Below are 17,540 nucleotides of genomic sequence, written 5' to 3'. Positions count from 1 at the left end.
AAAAATAAAATTTAGGCTACTTTTTCGATTATAATTAACTCATTGTGAACCTCAATTCGAGGCAGCATTTTTGAGGAAAACAATTTAGGATTTATTTCTGAAATGTACTTCCTATTTCTCACATTATGTGCTTCATCTAAAATCATTGTATTGAAAAGTACAAAACCTTGATCTTTTAACAAATAACAAATTCGCTCGCTGAAAAAACGTTCAAATAGGAAATTCGGCATTTTGATATCTTCAAAAATATCAATTATAATTAAGTCGTACTTGTCTTTTGTTTTTAAAACAAATTCGAACGCGTCATCTATAATTAGTTCTAGTTGCTCAATTTCATTCAAATTAAAATATTGATTGGCAACCTGAATCATTTCGGGATCAATTTCAACTCCGGTAATTTTTCTCTTATATCCAATTTCATCCACCAAAGTCTTGATTACACTGCCACCGGCAACACCCAAAACTAAAATATGATCCATTTTCAAAACCTTGTTATAGCCAATATTTCGAAGTCCGTATCTTAATATGCGCTGCAAGCTTCCATAGGAATAATTAGTGTTTTCAGAATCTAAAACCAATTCTCCGTTTGCCCAGGTAACTTCAATTGTTTTGCTTCTTGATGATTTTTTTTTGAAAATTTTTATTGGGATAATATAACTGAACAGTTTTTGAATCATTTTATAAGGCTTTTACCCAAAAATACATTTTAAATCTTTTATTTTGCAGAAATAATATTCTTTTTTAATGAAAAAACAACTATATAAATTCATCTTTTATAAGCTCATGGGCTGGAAAATCAAAGGAATCGAAAATGCAGATGTAAAAAAATGCATTTTGATGGTTATGCCACACACCAGCAATCATGATTTTTATATTGGGCTTTTAACGCGTGGTATTTCTGGACTGCAAATGAATTGGGTTGGAAAGAAGGAATTATTCAAATTTCCTTTTGGTTATTATTTTAAAAATGTTGGAGGTGAACCGCTTGACCGTTCTGGCGGATTGAACAAAGTTGATTCTATTGCTGCAATTTTTGATCGCAAAGAAATATTTCGTTTAGCAGTTGCTCCAGAAGGAACTCGAAAAGGAGTGAACGAAATTAGAACTGGCTTTTATTATATCGCGCTTAAAGCGAATGTGCCAATTGTTCCCGTTGCTTTTGATTGGGGAAAAAAAGAAGTTAATTTAGGAAAACCGTTTTATCCGACAGGAAATTATGAGGCCGATTGGGAAATCTTAAAAAGACATTATATAGGAGTAGTTGGAAAAATTCCGGAGAACGGAATCCAAATCTAAAATTTTTGATATTTTTTCAATTGCGTGAGAATCGCTTAAATGAAAAATATTTTTAAAAATTTTCAAATACGCGAAATTTTTGAATTACGGGATATATACCTTAAATGTTCCGTTTTTATGAAAAAAGATAATTTTTTCGATTTCTTCTCCTTCTGAAGCAAAAATTTCATTTTTAACTGGGGTAGAATTTTTAGTTTCTACTTTTTCTTTTTCAGGGGTGATTCCAGAAAACAAATCAAACGCATTAAAATTTTCATTTGAAGAAATAGGAGGGGATGTTTTTTCAATTTCTGAAATAACATCAAATTTTTGAATGCTCATTTCCTCATTGTTTTTAGGAAAATTTCCTTTTCCATTTAAGAGCCAATATAAATCTACATCGGGAAAAACTTCAAGAATTTTCATGACAAAATCCAGACTTGGTTTATTTCTACCAGATAGGAGATGAGACATACTTGAGCGCTGTACGCCAATTTTATCTGCAAATGAAGAGGCATTTAAAGTATAGTAATCGAGTATAATTTCAAGCCTTTTTACAAAATCATCGATGTTTACCATTGTAAATTACATTAAAAGATTTACCTGTTTACAAATGTAACAAAAAGAAACTGAATCGCCAATTTTAGACTTACAAAATGTAAAAATAAAATAATATAATTTAAACTAATACTTTAATATATTAGATGTAACTAACTGAAATTAAAATAAAAAGTTTTATATTTATTCTATAATAACATTTGTTAATACTATAATTTAAATTCATTCTGGCAGAGCGATAAATTCTGTTTACAATTCTGAATTATCACAAATTTCAGCAGTTTACATTTGTAAAAATAAAGATGTTTACTTTTGTAAACAAATCAAAAGACAATGAATTTAGAAGAATTATTTAATCAGAACAAAGAAGAATCTATATCAGGTCGTTACTTGACTTTAGATCATATTGAGCCTTTATTGAAAAAACTAAACACAAATAATCAAGTTTCGGTTATTGGAAAATCAGTTCTAGGCGCACCTATATATAGTTACCAAATTGGAACAGGTAAAACACGCGTTTATCTTTGGTCGCAAATGCACGGAAACGAAAGTACAACGACAAAAGCTTTATTTGACTTTATAAATGTATTAAATAACGGTTCAGAGTTTGCTCAAAAAATGCTTGATACTTTTACCTTTTATAGTATTCCCATACTAAATCCAGATGGAGCGAAGTTATACACACGAGAAAATGCTAATAAAATTGACTTAAATCGTGATTCACAAAACTTAACTCAGCCAGAAAGCAATGTTTTAAGAGATGTATTTGAGAGCTTCAAGCCTCATTTTTGCTTTAACCTTCATGACCAAAGAACAATATTTGGCGCTGGAGAAACTGGAAAACCTGCAACAGTCTCATTTTTAGCACCATCCTATAATGAAGAAAGAGAAGTTAACGCAAACCGTTTGACTGCTATTAACTTGATTGCAGGAATTAATGATGAGTTGCAAAAACACATTCCAGGACAAATTGGGCGTTTTGATGATTCTTTTAATATTAATTGTATCGGAGATACTTTTCAGTTTTTAGGTGTCCCAACCATTTTATTTGAAGCAGGGCACTATGCAGGCGATTACGATAGGGAAATTACGCGAAAATTCATATTTTTCTCACTAATTACGGCGTTTAAACTGATTTCCGAAAACGATTTAGTTCATAATAGAATTGGTGATTATTTGAATATTTCACAAAATAAAGTGGTTTTTTATGATTTTATGTATAAAAATATCAAAATAAATTATGATGGTATCGAAATTATTACGAATTTTGTCGCACAATACAAAGAAGAATTGATTGAAAATAAGATTCATTTTAATGCTTACATTGTTGAAGCAGGAGAATTAGAAAATTATTTTGGACATTATGAATATGACGCAAAAGGCGCAATTTATTCTGACGACCACGATAATTTTCCGAAATCGAATCAAAAAGCAAATTTTTATTTAAATAAAAATATTAAATTTGTTAACGGGTTGATAAAAAGTTAATTTTTATGTGAATTTGTTGTTTTTTATATATATTTTTATACTTTGTAATAGCAATTAGTAATATTAATTAAAGAATTATGAGTAAATTTCGTTTAGATGAAGTAGATCACCAGATTTTAGATATGTTAATAGACAATACGAGAGTTCCGTTTACTGACATTGCAAAAAAACTATTGATATCTGCTGGAACAGTACATGTTAGAGTAAAAAAGATGGAGGATGCCGGTATCATTATGGGGTCTTCGTTAGCCTTAGATTACGATAAATTAGGGTATTCATTTATTGCTTATGTAGGTGTATTCCTTAATAATACGTCTCAAACAAAATTTGTATTAGAGCGAATCAATCAAATTCCATTCGTGACAGTAGCTTCTGTAACGACAGGTAAATTCAATATTTTTTGCAAAATTAGAGCAAAAGATACTAAACACGCGAAAGAAGTTATCTTTATGATTGACGACATCGAAGGTGTTTACAGAACAGAAACTATGATTTCATTGGAAGAAAGTATTAACGATAAGAAGCGTTTGATGCATACTATTTTTAAAAATATGTAATATTTTCTTGAATGCTATATAAAAATATACCTCAAGTTTACTCTTGGGGTTTTTTTATGACTAATTAACCAACCAACTACAACACAATTATGTACACGTTACCAAAAATTGAGCGTTTTAATCAAGACGTTCTCTCTAAATACTACATTTATAATAGTGTTTTTATAACATTGCCGTTTGACTCTATTGACAACACAGGTGTTTTATTGCCTTTGTTTACAGAGACTTGTGAAACGGGATTTAAAAAACAAGAAACACCTAAAGAGATTTTTGATTTTTTCTCAAATAAGTTTCTGAACAATGCTTCTGAGAAGGAAAAAATCGACTTAATGTTTCGATTTATTCAATATATCGAACGTCAAATTGTATTATTTGATGCTATTGAAGACGCAGCTTTTCCAGAAGTAAATAATATGGAAGGTCGTGGATCTCTTCGTGATATTAAAGAAAAAACAGATGCTAAGGAAAAAGACGAAGAATTGATTGAGTTTTTAGAAAACTTCAATGTTCGTACGGTTTTAACAGCACATCCAACGCAGTTTTATCCTGGGCCAGTTTTGGGAATTATCAATGATTTGACTGAAGCAATTCGTAAGAATGATTTATTGGAGATTAAACAATTACTGGCACAATTAGGAAAAACACCTTTTATTCAAAATGTAAAACCAAATCCTTATGATGAAGCCGTGAGCTTGATCTGGTTTTTAGAAAATGTGTTTTATGCAACTTCAGGAGAGATTGTTCATTATTTGCAGAAAAATATTTTAAACGGAAGTGCAATTCAGAATCAATTAATCAAGCTTGGTTTCTGGCCAGGAGGTGATCGTGATGGAAATCCTTTTGTTACAACAGAAATTACTTTGAAAGTTGCGGATCGTTTGCGTACTTCAATTTTGAAGTGCTATTATGTTGAAATGAGGAATTTAAAACGTAAGCTAACTTTCTCAGGCGTAGATACTTTGGTCGCAGAACTTGAACATAAACTTTACCGTTCGGTATTTTATTCTAAAGGCGAAATCTTCATCACTTTAGAAGAATTATTGGCTCAATTAAATAAGATCAGGACTATAATAATTGAAAAACATCAGTCTTTATATTTAGATGAATTAGAAGCGCTTTTAGTAAAGATCAATCTTTTTGGATTCCATTTTGCAACTTTAGATATTCGTCAGAATAGTAAAATTCATAATGCCGTATTTAAAGACGTAGTGAATTATTACCTGAATTCTGGATCAGATATTTTCCCTAAAAATTATTATGAATTGACTGAAGATCAAAAAATTGATGTTCTGTCAAAAGTAAAAGGTAATTTAAATCCTGCTGATTTTGAAAACGAAATTACTAAATCGACTCTAGAGTCTGTTCAAGCGATTAAAACAATTCAGCAGAATAATGGAGAAGAAGGAGCTAATCGTTACATCATAAGTAATAACGAAAGTGCTCTGAATGTAATGGAAACTTTTGCAATGATTCGTTTGAACAATTGGGAAAATCCAACAGTTGATATTATTCCGCTGTTCGAATCGGTTGATGATTTACAGAATGCGCACTCTATTATGGAACAGCTGTATACAAATCCGGAATATGCTAAACATCTTGAAGCGAGAGGAAACAAGCAAACTATTATGCTTGGTTTTTCTGACGGAACAAAAGATGGTGGTTATTTGATGGCAAACTGGAGCATTTATCAAGCAAAAATTTCGTTGACAGAAATTTCGAGAAAATATGGAATTAAAGCGATATTCTTTGACGGACGTGGTGGCCCTCCTGCACGTGGTGGTGGAAAAACGCATAAATTCTACGCTTCATTGGGTCCGAAAATCGAGAATAACGAAATTCAAATTACAGTTCAAGGCCAGACTATTAGCTCTAATTTTGGAACTTTAGATTCTTGCCGATATAATATCGAGAATTTATTGACTGCTGGGGTTACGAATCAGGTGTTCAAAAAAGAAGAAAACGAACTAAGTGCTGAAGAAACACAAATTTTGACGCAATTAGCGACTTTGGGTTATGACAAGTATTTGAGCTTTAAAAATCACCCAAAATTTATTCCATACTTAGAAAAAATGAGTACGTTGAAATATTACTCAAAAACAAATATTGGAAGCCGTCCGTCAAAAAGAAGCAAATCAGAATCATTAGATTTTGCTGACTTGAGAGCAATTCCGTTTGTTGGATCTTGGAGTCAGTTAAAACAAAACGTACCTGGGTTTTTTGGTGTAGGTTCTGCTTTGAAACATTTTGAAGAATCTGGACAATGGGAAAAAGTAAGCGATCTTTACCACAATTCATTGTTCTTTAAAACGTTGCTTGAAAACAGTATGATGTCATTAGCGAAATCATTTTTGCCATTAACAGCTTATATGCGCAAAGACCCTGAGTTTGGCGAATTCTGGCAGATTATCTATGATGAATTTTCAGAAACAAAACGACTTTTGCTTAAAATTGCAGGCCATAAAACGTTGATGGAAAATTATCCTGATGGTATTGCTTCGATTCAAATTAGAGAGCGTATTGTATTGCCATTATTGACAATTCAACAATATGCTTTATTGAGGATTAATGAATTAAACAAAGAAAAAGAAGCAAATGAAGATTTGATTAAAGTCTATGAAAAAATCGTGACTAGATCGCTTTTTGGCAATACGAATGCTAGTAGAAACTCAGCTTAATTCGAATCACAAACTATAATCTGTAAAATAATGGACGTAAGTGAATTGTTAGAGAATGAATATTCAGGTCATTTTGGAAACTATATCAAACAAGCCGGAGACGGACAAATGATTGAGAATCTGGAAATTTCGTTACATGAATTTATCCGATTTGTTCAAAATATTCCAATGGATAAATTTGATTACCGCTATGCAGAAGGAAAATGGACAATCAAAGATATTATCCAACATGTCATAGATACGGAACGTATTTTTGCTTATCGCGCGTTGCGTTTTTCAAGAAATGACAAAACGCCTCTTCCAAGTTTTGAAGAAAATGATTATGCCGAAAATACTGATTCAAACAAAAGAAGCATTCAGGATTTGCTAACTGAATTCTCAGCAGTAAGACATTCAACCTTATTGTTTTACAAAAGCTTATCTAAAGAACAACTTAAACGAATTGGCACAGCTTCAAATAACCCTATTTCCGTTAGAGCTTTAGGTTTTGTATTGATTGGACATCAAAAACATCATCAAAAAGTTTTTGAAGAAAGATATTTGTAAGGTTTAAAATAGGTAAAACTAAAAATCCTGTGAAGTAAATTTCACAGGATTTTTCATTTAAACTTGTTGGCTTTGATTCTTTCGTTCTATGAAAGCTAAGCCAAAACGGATTTTATCGTACGATATTTTTTCTTCAAAATAATCGAAATACGGTTTTAAAGCATTTGGGTTTTCAAGTTTTAATTGAGCATTTCTGATTTTTTCAATTTCTTCCTCGGAAACGAATTGGCTTAAATCTAAATTATATCCATCAACATATAATTTTGCCAAATGTGAAATTACAGTCGTCTGGCTGATATTTCTTCTTTCTGCAATTTCTTCAACAGATATGCCGTTTTCAAATAATTCTAAAGTTTTTTTATAAGTACTGTCTTTTTTCTCTTTTTTGATAACTGATTTGTTTCTATGAAATTGAATTATTGCATTAATAAATTCAGAGCCATATTTTTCCAATTTGACCTTTCCAACTCCTTCGACAGCAAGGAATTCATCCTCATTCATTGGTCGCAAAAGTTCCATTTGCCTTAAAGCTGCATCACTAAAAATTACATAAGCTGGAACTTCTTCTTCTTTTGCGATTTCATAGCGCAATTTTCGAAGTGTTTCAAAAAGAGAATTTTTAATCGCTTTTGCTTTTTCTTGTTTAATTTCATTTTTATCAATTACTTTCTTGACAACAGTTGTAAGCTTTACTTTTTCACCTTCAAATAAAACTTTTTTAGCAAAAGAAGTAAGCAAGATTTTGTTATGTTGATGAAAAGCAATTTCGCAATATCCTAAATTTATAAGCTGAATTAAATATTGATTCCAATCGTACCAAGAAATATCAGCGCCAATTCCGTACGTTTTTAGCGTTTGATAATTTTTTTCATAGATATACGCATTTCTCGAGCCTCTTAAAAAATCAACAATTACCGCTAGTGGCTCAGATTCCTGTAAACGTGTAATTGCTGATAATGCTTTTTGTGCGAGAATCGTCCCATCGAAAAAAGTTGGCGGATTTTTGCAAATATCGCAGTTTCCGCAATTTTCAGTTACAAGCTCGCCAAAATAAGAAAGTAAAATTTTTCGTCGGCAACTCACAGCATCTGCATATTGCTTCATACGATCTAACTTAGCTAGCTGAACATCAGAATTTAATCCTTCAGAGGCAAATTTCTGAAGTTGAATAACATCAGCATAGCTTTCAAACATTATGGTTTCGGCTGGCAGACCATCACGACCAGCGCGTCCGATTTCTTGATAATAGCCCTCAATATTTTTTGGGAGATTATAATGAATTACCCAACGCACATTTGATTTGTCAATTCCCATTCCGAAAGCTATTGTAGCGCAAACTACTTGACAATCATCATTTATAAATTGATCTTGCGTTTTAGCTCTGGTTTCATTATCCAAACCTGCATGATATGCTTTTGCCTGAATTCCGTTTTTAGATAGTTTTTCAGCAAGCTCTTCTGTTGTCTTTCGGCTCAAGCAATAAATTATTCCTGATTCGTTTGGCTTTTTTTCAATAAAATCAATAATTTGCTTTACACGATCCAGCGCAGGACGAACTTCAAGACTTAAATTTTTCCTGTCGAATGAAGCAACAAATGTTTTTGGATTTTTTAAATTTAGCTGTTTTGTAATATCACTACGAGTTGCTTTATCTGCAGTCGCAGTCAAAGCAAGAATTGGAGTAGAAGGGAAGCGGTTTTTTAAATACCCTAAATTTGTGTAAGCAGGTCTAAAGTCATGCCCCCATGAAGAAATACAATGCGCTTCGTCAATAGCAATCAAGCTGATGGTGAGTTCGTTAAAAATGACATCTAGATATGACAAACTCTCTGGAGCAATATAAACGAGCTTAAAATTATTTGATTTTAAGTTGTCTATATAAAATTGCTGCTCCTCTGCCGATTGACTGCTATTAATATAACAAGCGGAAATTCCGTTTGTCTTTAAACTATCAACCTGATCTTTCATCAAAGCAATTAAAGGCGAAATTACAATTGTAATCCCTGGCAAAATGAGAGCAGGCAATTGAAAACATATCGATTTTCCACCACCAGTTGGCATAATTGCTAGTGTATCCTGGCCAGAAAGTACTGTGTTAATTATAGTCTCCTGATTTGGTCGAAACTTTTCAAATCCAAAGTTCTCTTTTAGTTTGGCGTGTAGTACTTCGTTGGTCATGTTGCAATTAAATTTTAAATAATAAATTTAAAGAATTTTCTTTCAAATTTTAATTGTTTTTTAAATTATTATTTAAAGGAAAAATTTTATTAAGAGTAATAAAAAAAGGAACTCAAAACTGAGTTCCTTGAATTTATTTTAAAGATATAAATTAATCTTCATCATCTTCATCATCGTCGTCATCTGCGATATCATCTTTATCTTCATCATCCTCATCGTCATCACCACCGTCAGTATCTGGTTTATCTTGGTTGTCATCATCATCGTCATCATCAGCTGCATCATCGTCAAGATCAAGGCCTTTTACTGGTTCGATTGTGTCAACATCAAGATCCATATCATCATCTTCGTCGTAATTTTCGATTCTGTCAGCAAGTTTAGTACTGATTTTTACTAAATAAATAGTGTCTTCCGTGCGAACTTCAACAGCTTCTACTAATTCGTTTTTAGCGTTTCTGAAACGGATAACATCCGAATCGTCATAACCATCAGGGAATTTTTCAACCAAAAGGTTTAAAATTTCGTTGGTCAATTTGGCGTAGTCTACTATAATTCTTTTCATAAAAATATACTATAAATCTAATAAATAGGCGAAAATTAACGGAGCAACAATCGTAGCATCCGATTCAATAATAAATTTTGGAGTTTTGATATCTAATTTACCCCAAGTGATTTTTTCATTCGGAACTGCTCCAGAATATGATCCATAACTTGTTGTTGAATCAGAAATTTGGCAGAAATAGCTCCAGAAAGGAACGTCATGCATTTCCATATCTTGGTATAACATTGGTACAACACAAATTGGGAAATCTCCCGCAATACCACCACCAATTTGGAAAAATCCGATACCGTTATCGCTATTTTTTGAATACCAGTCAGCAAGGAAAGTCATGTATTCAATACCTGATTTCATTGTTGATGCTTTCAAATCTCCTTTGATCACATAAGAAGCAAAAATATTACCCATTGTACTATCTTCCCATCCTGGAACGATAATTGGAAGATTTTTCTCTGCAGCTGCATACATCCAGCTGTCTTTTAAGTCGATTTCATAATATTCTTCGAGAACACCAGACAACAACATTTTGTACATGAATTCATGTGGGAAGTAACGTTCTCCCTTGTCATCTGCATCTTTCCAAATTTTATAAATATGCTTTTGCAAACGTCTGAAAGCTTCATGCTCAGGAATACAAGTATCTGTAACTCGGTTTAATCCTCTTTCAAGCAATGCCCATTCGTCTTCTGGCGTCAAATCACGATAATTAGGTACTCTTTCATAATGAGAGTGAGCTACTAAATTCATGATGTCTTCTTCTAGATTGGCTCCAGTACATGAAATAATTTGTACTTTATCTTGTCTAATTATTTCAGCGAAAATTTTACCAATTTCTGCTGTACTCATAGCTCCAGCCATACTTACAAGCATTTTAGCGCCATTCGCTAATTGTTGCTCGTATTCTTTAGCCGCATCTACAAGAGAAGCAGAATTAAAGTGCAAATAATGTTTTTCAATAAACTGACTGATTGGTCCTTTCATTTTGTTCTTTTTTTGTTTTTTTTGAATTAAAGATTTTAACCTTCTGTGTGTATGCAAATTAAGTATTTTTAAAATATTAACATTTAATTTACAGTTATTTTTTTACATTTTTTTCTTGTATCCTAAAATCTTCAATACATCATCAGAAGTTTGTTGCTCTGAAAATACTTCGGTTGCTAAAATACCGTTTTCGTCACGGTCTATTAGAATATGCTTAGGCTGGGGAATTAAGCAGTGGTGCAAACCTCCATATCCACCAATAGTTTCTTGATACGCACCTGTATTAAAGAAACCAATATACAATGGCTTTTCTTTGTTGTATTTAGGCAAATAAATGGCGTTCATATTTTGTTCTGAATTGTAATAATCGTCACTATCACAAGTAAGACCTCCTAATAAAACCCGTTCGTATGTATCATTCCAGCGATTGATTGCTAGCATAATAAAACGTTTATTTATAGCCCAAGTATCAGGCAAAGTTGTTATGAACGATGAATCGATCATATTCCATTTTTCTCTATCATTTTGTTGTTTTTGATACAAAATCTGATAGATTGCGCCTCCGCTTTCACCTACTGTAAAAGAACCAAATTCCGTAAATATATTTGGCACATCAACTTCAGCTTCTTCACAAGCAATTTTAATTTGATTGATAATTTCATCAATCATGTATTGATAATCATATTCAAATGCAAGTGAGTTTTTGATAGGAAAACCACCTCCAATGTTCAAACCATCTAGAGTAGGGCATTCCTTTTTAAGCGCAATGTACACTTTAATACATTTTACTAACTCATTCCAATAATATGATGTATCATTGATTCCAGTATTAATGAAAAAGTGAAGCATTTTCAGCTCTAGTTTATCATTTTCCTGAATTTGTTTTTTATAGAACGAAACAATGTTTTTATAACCTATTCCTAATCTAGAAGTATAAAACTCAAATTTAGGTTCTTCCTCAGCAGCAATACGAATTCCAATTTTAAATTTTCCTTTGATTTCTCCTTGAAGCAAATCAAGCTCTTCATAATTGTCAATAATCGGAATAGTATTTTTATGACCGTTATTGATTAATCTTGCAATATTCGTAATGTATTCATCTCTTTTGAAACCATTGCAGATAACGTATGTACTTTTGTTGATTTTTCCGTTTTCCAACAAATTCTCAACAATATTAACATCAAATGCTGACGAAGTTTCAATATGAATGTTATTCTTAAAAGCTTCATTCATAATATATTCAAAATGAGAACTTTTTGTACAATAGCAATAGTAATATTTTGCTTCGTATTTATTTTTTTCCATTGCTTTTCTGAACCAAGATTTTGCCTTGTTAATGTTTTCAGAAATTTGAGGCAAATATGTAAACTTTAAAGGTGTACCATATTGTTCAACAAGTTTCATTAAATCGATGTTATGAAACTGAAGATTGTCTTTATTTAGTTTAAATTCCTCTTGTGGAAAATAGTATGTTTGGTTTATTAGATCAGAATATTTTGTATTCATTTAATTTTCAATATTTTAATTTGTATTTAAATTTAGTAAAAACGGCGCTAAATTTAAAATTCAAACTCTAATATTGGCAAAAATAATCGGCAGCTTTTCGTGCTCGGCTTTTGAACATAAGAAAACATCAAAACAAAACGGACTTTTACTATTGTAAAAACGGTTCAACATTCTTAGTAAAGAACTGTTGAGTCTGTTTCTATAAGAGCTGAAATGTCTTTGTTTTCTGTTTGTTTTCATCGAGGCAAATGTAAAAAATAATATATACCTAAAGCAATGCTTTTGATTAAAAAAAAATTAAGATTTATAATCCTGAAACGCGTCTAGAATTAATTTATTTTCAACAGATTGGTTAATTTTTATTTTTCCGATTCCTTCAATTAATGCAAATTGAATTAATCCGTATTCATTTTTTTTGTCATGAATAAGCAATTCCAAGATCGGATCGATGTCATTTTCTTCAAAAATCACATCGTCATATATACTTTTAATTATTGCTTTTATTTCTCTATACTCTTCTTCAGAAATAAGTCCTTTTTGAAGAGAAATATAACTTTCTAAAATCATTCCAACTGCAATCGCTTCTCCGTGCAATAATGTAGTTTTTTCTTCGCTCTCCAAAAAGTATCCTTCAATTGCATGTCCTAATGTATGTCCAAAGTTTAAAGCCTTACGAATGTTTTTTTCAGTTGGGTCCTGAATAACAATTTCATTTTTAATTTCAACAGAACGATAGATCAATTGATCCAGTTCGTCGAAAACAATTGATTTTAAGTCTGAAAATTGTCTCCAGTATGGCGCATCATATATTAAGCCATGTTTCAGCATTTCTGCTAAACCAGAACGCATTTCACTTTGTGGCAAAGTCTCTAAATATGCTGTATCAATCAAAACCATTTGAGGTACATTGATAACCCCGATTTGATTTTTTAGATTTCCTAAGTCAACTCCTGTTTTTCCTCCAACAGAAGCGTCAACCATAGATAATAATGTAGTTGGAACATTAATGAAATTGACCCCTCTTTTAAAAGTAGAAGCAACAAATCCTCCCAAATCAGTCACGACACCGCCACCAACATTGATTACAAGCGATTTTCTATCTGCTCCAAGTTCAGTTAAAATGTTCCAGATTTCAATACAAGTTTCAATATTTTTGTTGGCTTCTCCAGCTTCAAATTCAATAATTTCGATTGCCAAATCTGTTTCCAACATGGGAATGAATTTAGGAAGGCAGTGCTCATTCGTTTGATCATCAACAATTATGAAGATGTTTGAATACTTGTTTTCTCGTAAATGTTTATTTAAAGCTTCGTAGGCATTTTGGTTGAAATGCACTAGATAATTATTGGCTTGAATTGAGTTCATACTTCTTAGGTTAATTGAAACCGCAAAATAAGGCATTTTTGAACAAATAATATTCAAACTTTGGTTCTAATTTGTTGGATAAACACCATATTTTATTCAATATTTTATCAAGCAGGCCATGTTGCATAATTTATGTGCTAATATTCTTAATTCTTTAAACTTTTGCTCCAAATGTCAACTTTAACTAAAAATATGCAAAATTATAATGCCGATTTATAAACAATATTCAAAACACTCTATATCTTTGCATAAAAATTAAACTTAATGGAAAAAATATTCGATAACACTCAAGTTGCATTTTCGCTAAAGAGTGATACAGAACTAGACAGAGCTTACTTTCTTTTTAAAATGATTGACAGCGAACCTCTTGTAAGAATTGGGACTGCTGTAACTAATTTTGCGATAAAAGCGCATCTTCCTGTTGAAGGGTTAATTCGCGCAACTGTTTTTGATCACTTTTGCGGTGGTGTGAACGAAAATGACTGTCTAACAGTTGTAGACAAAATGTTTACAAAAGGTGTTTCATCTGTTTTAGATTATTCTGTCGAAGGAAAAGAAGAGGAGGAGCAATTTGATGCTGCTTTGGAAATGACATTAAGAACAGTAGAATTCGCAAAAGAACGCCTGGCGATTCCTTTCGCTGTTTTCAAACCAACAGGTTTAGGTCGTTTTGAGTTATATGAAAAGTTAGGAGAGAAACAAACTTTGTCTCCCGCAGAACAAGAAGAGTGGAATAGAGTAGTAGCTCGTTTTGATAAGATATGTAGTGAAGCGCACAAAAAAGATGTTGCATTGTTAATTGATGGTGAAGAAAGCTGGATGCAAGATGCCGCTGATGATCTTGTAACTGATATGATGCGCAAATACAATAAAGAAAAAGCAATTGTATTCAACACATTGCAAATGTATCGTTGGGATCGTCTGGATTATTTGAAAAAATTACACGATATCGCAAAAACAGAAGGTTTCTATATCGGAATGAAATTGGTTCGTGGTGCTTATATGGAAAAAGAACACAAAAGAGCTGAAGAAAGAGGTTATGTTTCTCCGATTTGTGTTTCTAAAGAAGCAACTGACGTAAACTATGATGCTGCTGTACATTATATGTTAGAGCATTTAGATACAATGGCTATTTTTGCTGGAACTCACAATGAATTGAGTTCTTATAAATTAATGGAAATGATGGCTCAAAAAGGAATTGCTAAAAACGATAACCGAATTTGGTTTGGGCAATTATACGGAATGAGTGATAACATTAGCTATAATTTAGCTGAGAACGGTTATAATGTGGCTAAATATTTACCATTTGGGCCTGTTAAAGACGTTATGCCGTACTTGATTCGACGTGCAGAAGAAAATACTTCGGTAGCTGGACAAACAAGCCGTGAATTATCAATGATTAAAGCAGAACGTAATAGAAGAAAAGGGAAATAGTTTACATTTTTCTGTCTTAGTTTACAGTTTATATATAAAAGGCTCCAATTAAAAATTGGAGCCTTTTTTTGTTTTAATATTCTTTGTGTAAACTGGACTGAAGTCCAACTCTACAATATGATTTGTTCCTTCGGAACTCTACTAAAGAGCCTTGGCTCGATTTACATTGTAGGGCTGGACTTCTGTCCAGTTTACACATGTATTTATACAAAAAAAGCAAACCCGACAGGTTTCAAAAACCTGTCGGGCCTGCTTTATAATTAGAATTTCTAAAATTGAAATTTAATTTAAGAATTGCTAAATTGTAAATTACTTAAGTTTTTATAAATACCATTTTCTAGATTTATCAATTCTTGATGCGTTCCTTCTTCGGATATTTTTCCGTTATCTAAAACTAGAATTTTATCAGCGTTTCTAATAGTTGAAAGACGGTGAGCGATAATAATGCTTGTTCTTCCTTCCATTAAAACTTCTAAAGCTTCTTGAACAAGTTTTTCGCTTTCACTGTCTAATGAAGATGTTGCTTCGTCTAAAATCAAAACACTAGGGTTTTTAAGCAAAGCTCGAGCAATTGCAATACGCTGGCGCTGCCCGCCTGAAAGTTTCACGCCACGCTCTCCAACCAAAGTTTCAAATTTCTCCGGAAAGCCTTCTATAAAATTAAATGCATTTGCTTGTTTTGCAGCGGCTATAATTTCTTCGTCTGACGCATCAGGTTTTCCGTAAGCGATGTTTTCTCTGATTGTTCCTCCAAATAAAATTACATCCTGGGGAACGATACTCATGTTGCCACGAAGATTTTCTAAATCATAATCATGAATGTTTTTTCCATCAACTAAAATTTCTCCAGACGTAATATCATAAAAACGCAATAATAACGATGAAATAGTAGATTTCCCGGCACCACTTGGACCAACGATTGCAATTTTTTGTCCAAATTCTGCTTCGAAATTTACATCTTTTAAAACCTGAACTTCTTTTCTTGAAGGATAATGGAAAGCCACATTTTTAAAAGACACATTTCCTTTAATTTTCTCTATTGTTGATGCATGAGGATTTGCATTGATTTCTTCTGGAGTTTCTTCTAATAATTCAAAAACACGTTCTGTTGCTCCAACTGCTTTTTGAATTTGGGCATACATTTCTGCAATTCCTCCAAAAGAAGCTCCAATAAAAGTCGTGTAAAGAACAAAAGAAATCAAATCTCCAACACCTTCAACTTCGCCTCTGATTGTCAAAGTAATTCCGTACCAAACAACGGCAACGACGCATCCAAAAAGACATAAAATGATAAATGAAGCAAAATATCCTCTGTATTGCCCGCCTTTGATCGCGATTTTTACAATTTCTTTGATTTTGTTTTTATAACGCTGAATTTCATACCATTCGTTAGCAAAAGCTTTTACATTACTGATTCCTTGTAAAGTTTCTTCCACAATTACTTGGCTTTCGGCAACTTTATCTTGCGTTTTCTTTCCGTATTTACGAATAAATCTTCCAAAAATTACTGCAGCAACAGCTACAACTGGAACAATAGCCAACATCATTAAAGTCAATTTCGGGCTAATACTTCCTAAAATCACAAAACCTCCAATAATCAAAATAAACTGACGTAGAAATTCAGCAATTGTTGTGGTAAAAGTATCTTGAAGCTGTGAAATATCAGCGCTGATTCGGCTGTTTAGTTCTCCAACACGTTTTTGCGAATAAAAAGACATTGGTAATTTTACCAAATTCTCATATAATGCAAAACGGATATTTGATAGTGAATTTTCAGTGAAGTTTACAAAAAGTGAAATTCTGAAAAAAGAGAAAATCGCCTGCAATGTTAGAATTCCCATTAAGGCTAGTGCAATTTCATTTGCTTTGTCGAGATCTTTATTAGTGACACAATCTACTAGCATACCCATTAATTTAGGAAAGGCGAGGGCAGTGGCGCTTGTTAATAAAAGGAAAATCAATCCTAGGAAAAATTTCCATTTGTGATTTTTGGCGTATTTAAAAATTCGGAGTGCTTTTTGAAGCGAGTTAGAGTCTAATTTAGCTTTCGGTAAATCATTTTCTTGAAATCTTGCCATTGGAGTTTACAATTAAAGTACGACAAAGGTATGATTCTAGCAAGTGAATACAAAAGAATATTCTAATTTCCGTTTTGAGTTTGCCTTTTTTAACTAAAATTAAGAAAACGTGTGTTTTTTTCGTTTTTTTAATAGGCTGAAAAATAGAATTCTAATTTCTTTTTCAAAATTATTTTTGTTTTTTTTCTACAAAACGCTTGCAAATACAAAATCTAGCTGTACATTTGCACTCGCAATCACAAAATGATAGCAACCTAGTAAAATAGGGCGATTAGCTCAGCTGGTTCAGAGCACCTCGTTTACACCGAGGGGGTCGGGGGTTCGAACCCCTCATCGCCCA

General features: G+C 32.3%; 14 protein-coding genes and 1 tRNA gene. 7 read left to right on the top strand and 8 right to left on the bottom strand.

Translation table 11 applies throughout. The features are described from left to right. Nucleotides 1-11 precede the first annotated feature (11 nt). Nucleotides 12-677 carry a spermidine synthase gene (locus H600_RS0110200; RefSeq protein ID WP_026728698.1) on the bottom strand — a complete coding sequence of 222 codons (666 nt, stop codon included), beginning with the start codon at nucleotides 675-677 and terminating at the stop codon, nucleotides 12-14. Between the two features lie 67 nt (nucleotides 678-744). Here H600_RS0110200 and H600_RS0110195 point away from each other — a divergent pair, with 67 nt between their 5' ends. Beyond that, entirely contained in the window at nucleotides 745-1,296 is a 552-nt protein-coding gene (locus H600_RS0110195) for a 1-acyl-sn-glycerol-3-phosphate acyltransferase (protein ID WP_026728697.1), read from the top strand. A gap of 84 nt (nucleotides 1,297-1,380) precedes the next feature. Here the strand turns inward: H600_RS0110195 and H600_RS0110190 are convergent, their stop codons facing one another. Further along, a complete protein-coding gene (locus tag H600_RS0110190; protein ID WP_026728696.1) occupies nucleotides 1,381-1,854 on the bottom strand; it encodes a helix-turn-helix domain-containing protein in 474 nt (157 codons plus the stop codon). 312 nt (nucleotides 1,855-2,166) lie between these two features. Here H600_RS0110190 and H600_RS0110185 point away from each other — a divergent pair, with 312 nt between their 5' ends. The 4 genes from H600_RS0110185 to H600_RS0110170 all read left to right on the top strand — a co-directional run bounded on the left by H600_RS0110185 (nucleotide 2,167) and on the right by H600_RS0110170 (nucleotide 7,099). After that, nucleotides 2,167-3,321 (top strand): M14 family metallopeptidase, encoded by a 1,155-nt coding sequence (locus H600_RS0110185; protein ID WP_026728695.1) that lies wholly within the window; start codon nucleotides 2,167-2,169, stop codon nucleotides 3,319-3,321. A 77-nt stretch (nucleotides 3,322-3,398) separates the two neighbouring features. Further along, nucleotides 3,399-3,878: an Lrp/AsnC family transcriptional regulator gene (locus H600_RS0110180; protein ID WP_007805990.1), complete on the top strand. Its 480-nt coding sequence runs from the start codon at nucleotides 3,399-3,401 to the stop codon at nucleotides 3,876-3,878. A gap of 89 nt (nucleotides 3,879-3,967) precedes the next feature. Further along, nucleotides 3,968-6,553, top strand: coding sequence for a phosphoenolpyruvate carboxylase (locus H600_RS0110175; protein WP_026728694.1), 2,586 nt, complete (start codon nucleotides 3,968-3,970; stop codon nucleotides 6,551-6,553). Between the two features lie 30 nt (nucleotides 6,554-6,583). After that, a complete protein-coding gene (locus H600_RS0110170; RefSeq protein ID WP_026728693.1) occupies nucleotides 6,584-7,099 on the top strand; it encodes a DinB family protein in 516 nt (171 codons plus the stop codon). 57 nt (nucleotides 7,100-7,156) lie between these two features. Here the strand turns inward: H600_RS0110170 and recQ are convergent, their stop codons facing one another. From recQ to aroB, 5 genes are all read right to left on the bottom strand, one after another. After that, complete coding sequence (gene recQ, locus H600_RS0110165; protein WP_026728692.1) at nucleotides 7,157-9,277, bottom strand: DNA helicase RecQ; 2,121 nt, start codon at nucleotides 9,275-9,277, stop codon at nucleotides 7,157-7,159. 151 nt (nucleotides 9,278-9,428) lie between these two features. Then, nucleotides 9,429-9,839 (bottom strand): hypothetical protein, encoded by a 411-nt coding sequence (locus tag H600_RS0110160; protein WP_026728691.1) that lies wholly within the window; start codon nucleotides 9,837-9,839, stop codon nucleotides 9,429-9,431. A gap of 9 nt (nucleotides 9,840-9,848) precedes the next feature. Continuing rightward, nucleotides 9,849-10,817, bottom strand: a complete 969-nt coding sequence (locus H600_RS0110155) for a deoxyhypusine synthase family protein (protein ID WP_026728690.1) — start codon at nucleotides 10,815-10,817, stop codon at nucleotides 9,849-9,851. A 102-nt stretch (nucleotides 10,818-10,919) separates the two neighbouring features. Next, nucleotides 10,920-12,323, bottom strand: coding sequence for a type III PLP-dependent enzyme domain-containing protein (locus H600_RS0110150; protein ID WP_026728689.1), 1,404 nt, complete (start codon nucleotides 12,321-12,323; stop codon nucleotides 10,920-10,922). A 297-nt stretch (nucleotides 12,324-12,620) separates the two neighbouring features. Beyond that, nucleotides 12,621-13,688, bottom strand: a complete 1,068-nt coding sequence (aroB, locus tag H600_RS0110140; RefSeq protein WP_026728687.1) for a 3-dehydroquinate synthase — start codon at nucleotides 13,686-13,688, stop codon at nucleotides 12,621-12,623. Nucleotides 13,689-13,952: 264 nt separating this feature from the next. Between aroB and H600_RS0110135 the strand changes: the two genes are divergently transcribed. Beyond that, nucleotides 13,953-15,122: a proline dehydrogenase family protein gene (locus H600_RS0110135; protein WP_026728686.1), complete on the top strand. Its 1,170-nt coding sequence runs from the start codon at nucleotides 13,953-13,955 to the stop codon at nucleotides 15,120-15,122. Nucleotides 15,123-15,409: 287 nt separating this feature from the next. Here the strand turns inward: H600_RS0110135 and H600_RS0110130 are convergent, their stop codons facing one another. Then, nucleotides 15,410-17,200, bottom strand: a complete 1,791-nt coding sequence (locus tag H600_RS0110130) for an ABC transporter ATP-binding protein (protein ID WP_026728685.1) — start codon at nucleotides 17,198-17,200, stop codon at nucleotides 15,410-15,412. Between the two features lie 265 nt (nucleotides 17,201-17,465). Here H600_RS0110130 and H600_RS0110125 point away from each other — a divergent pair. Beyond that, nucleotides 17,466-17,540, top strand: a tRNA-Val gene (locus H600_RS0110125).

Origin of the sequence: Flavobacterium denitrificans DSM 15936, assembly GCF_000425445.1 — a bacterium.
Classification (GTDB): Bacteria; Bacteroidota; Bacteroidia; order Flavobacteriales; family Flavobacteriaceae; genus Flavobacterium; species Flavobacterium denitrificans.
The sequence above is the reverse complement of the archived record's forward strand: the minus strand, read 5'-3'. Positions and strand labels throughout refer to the sequence as shown.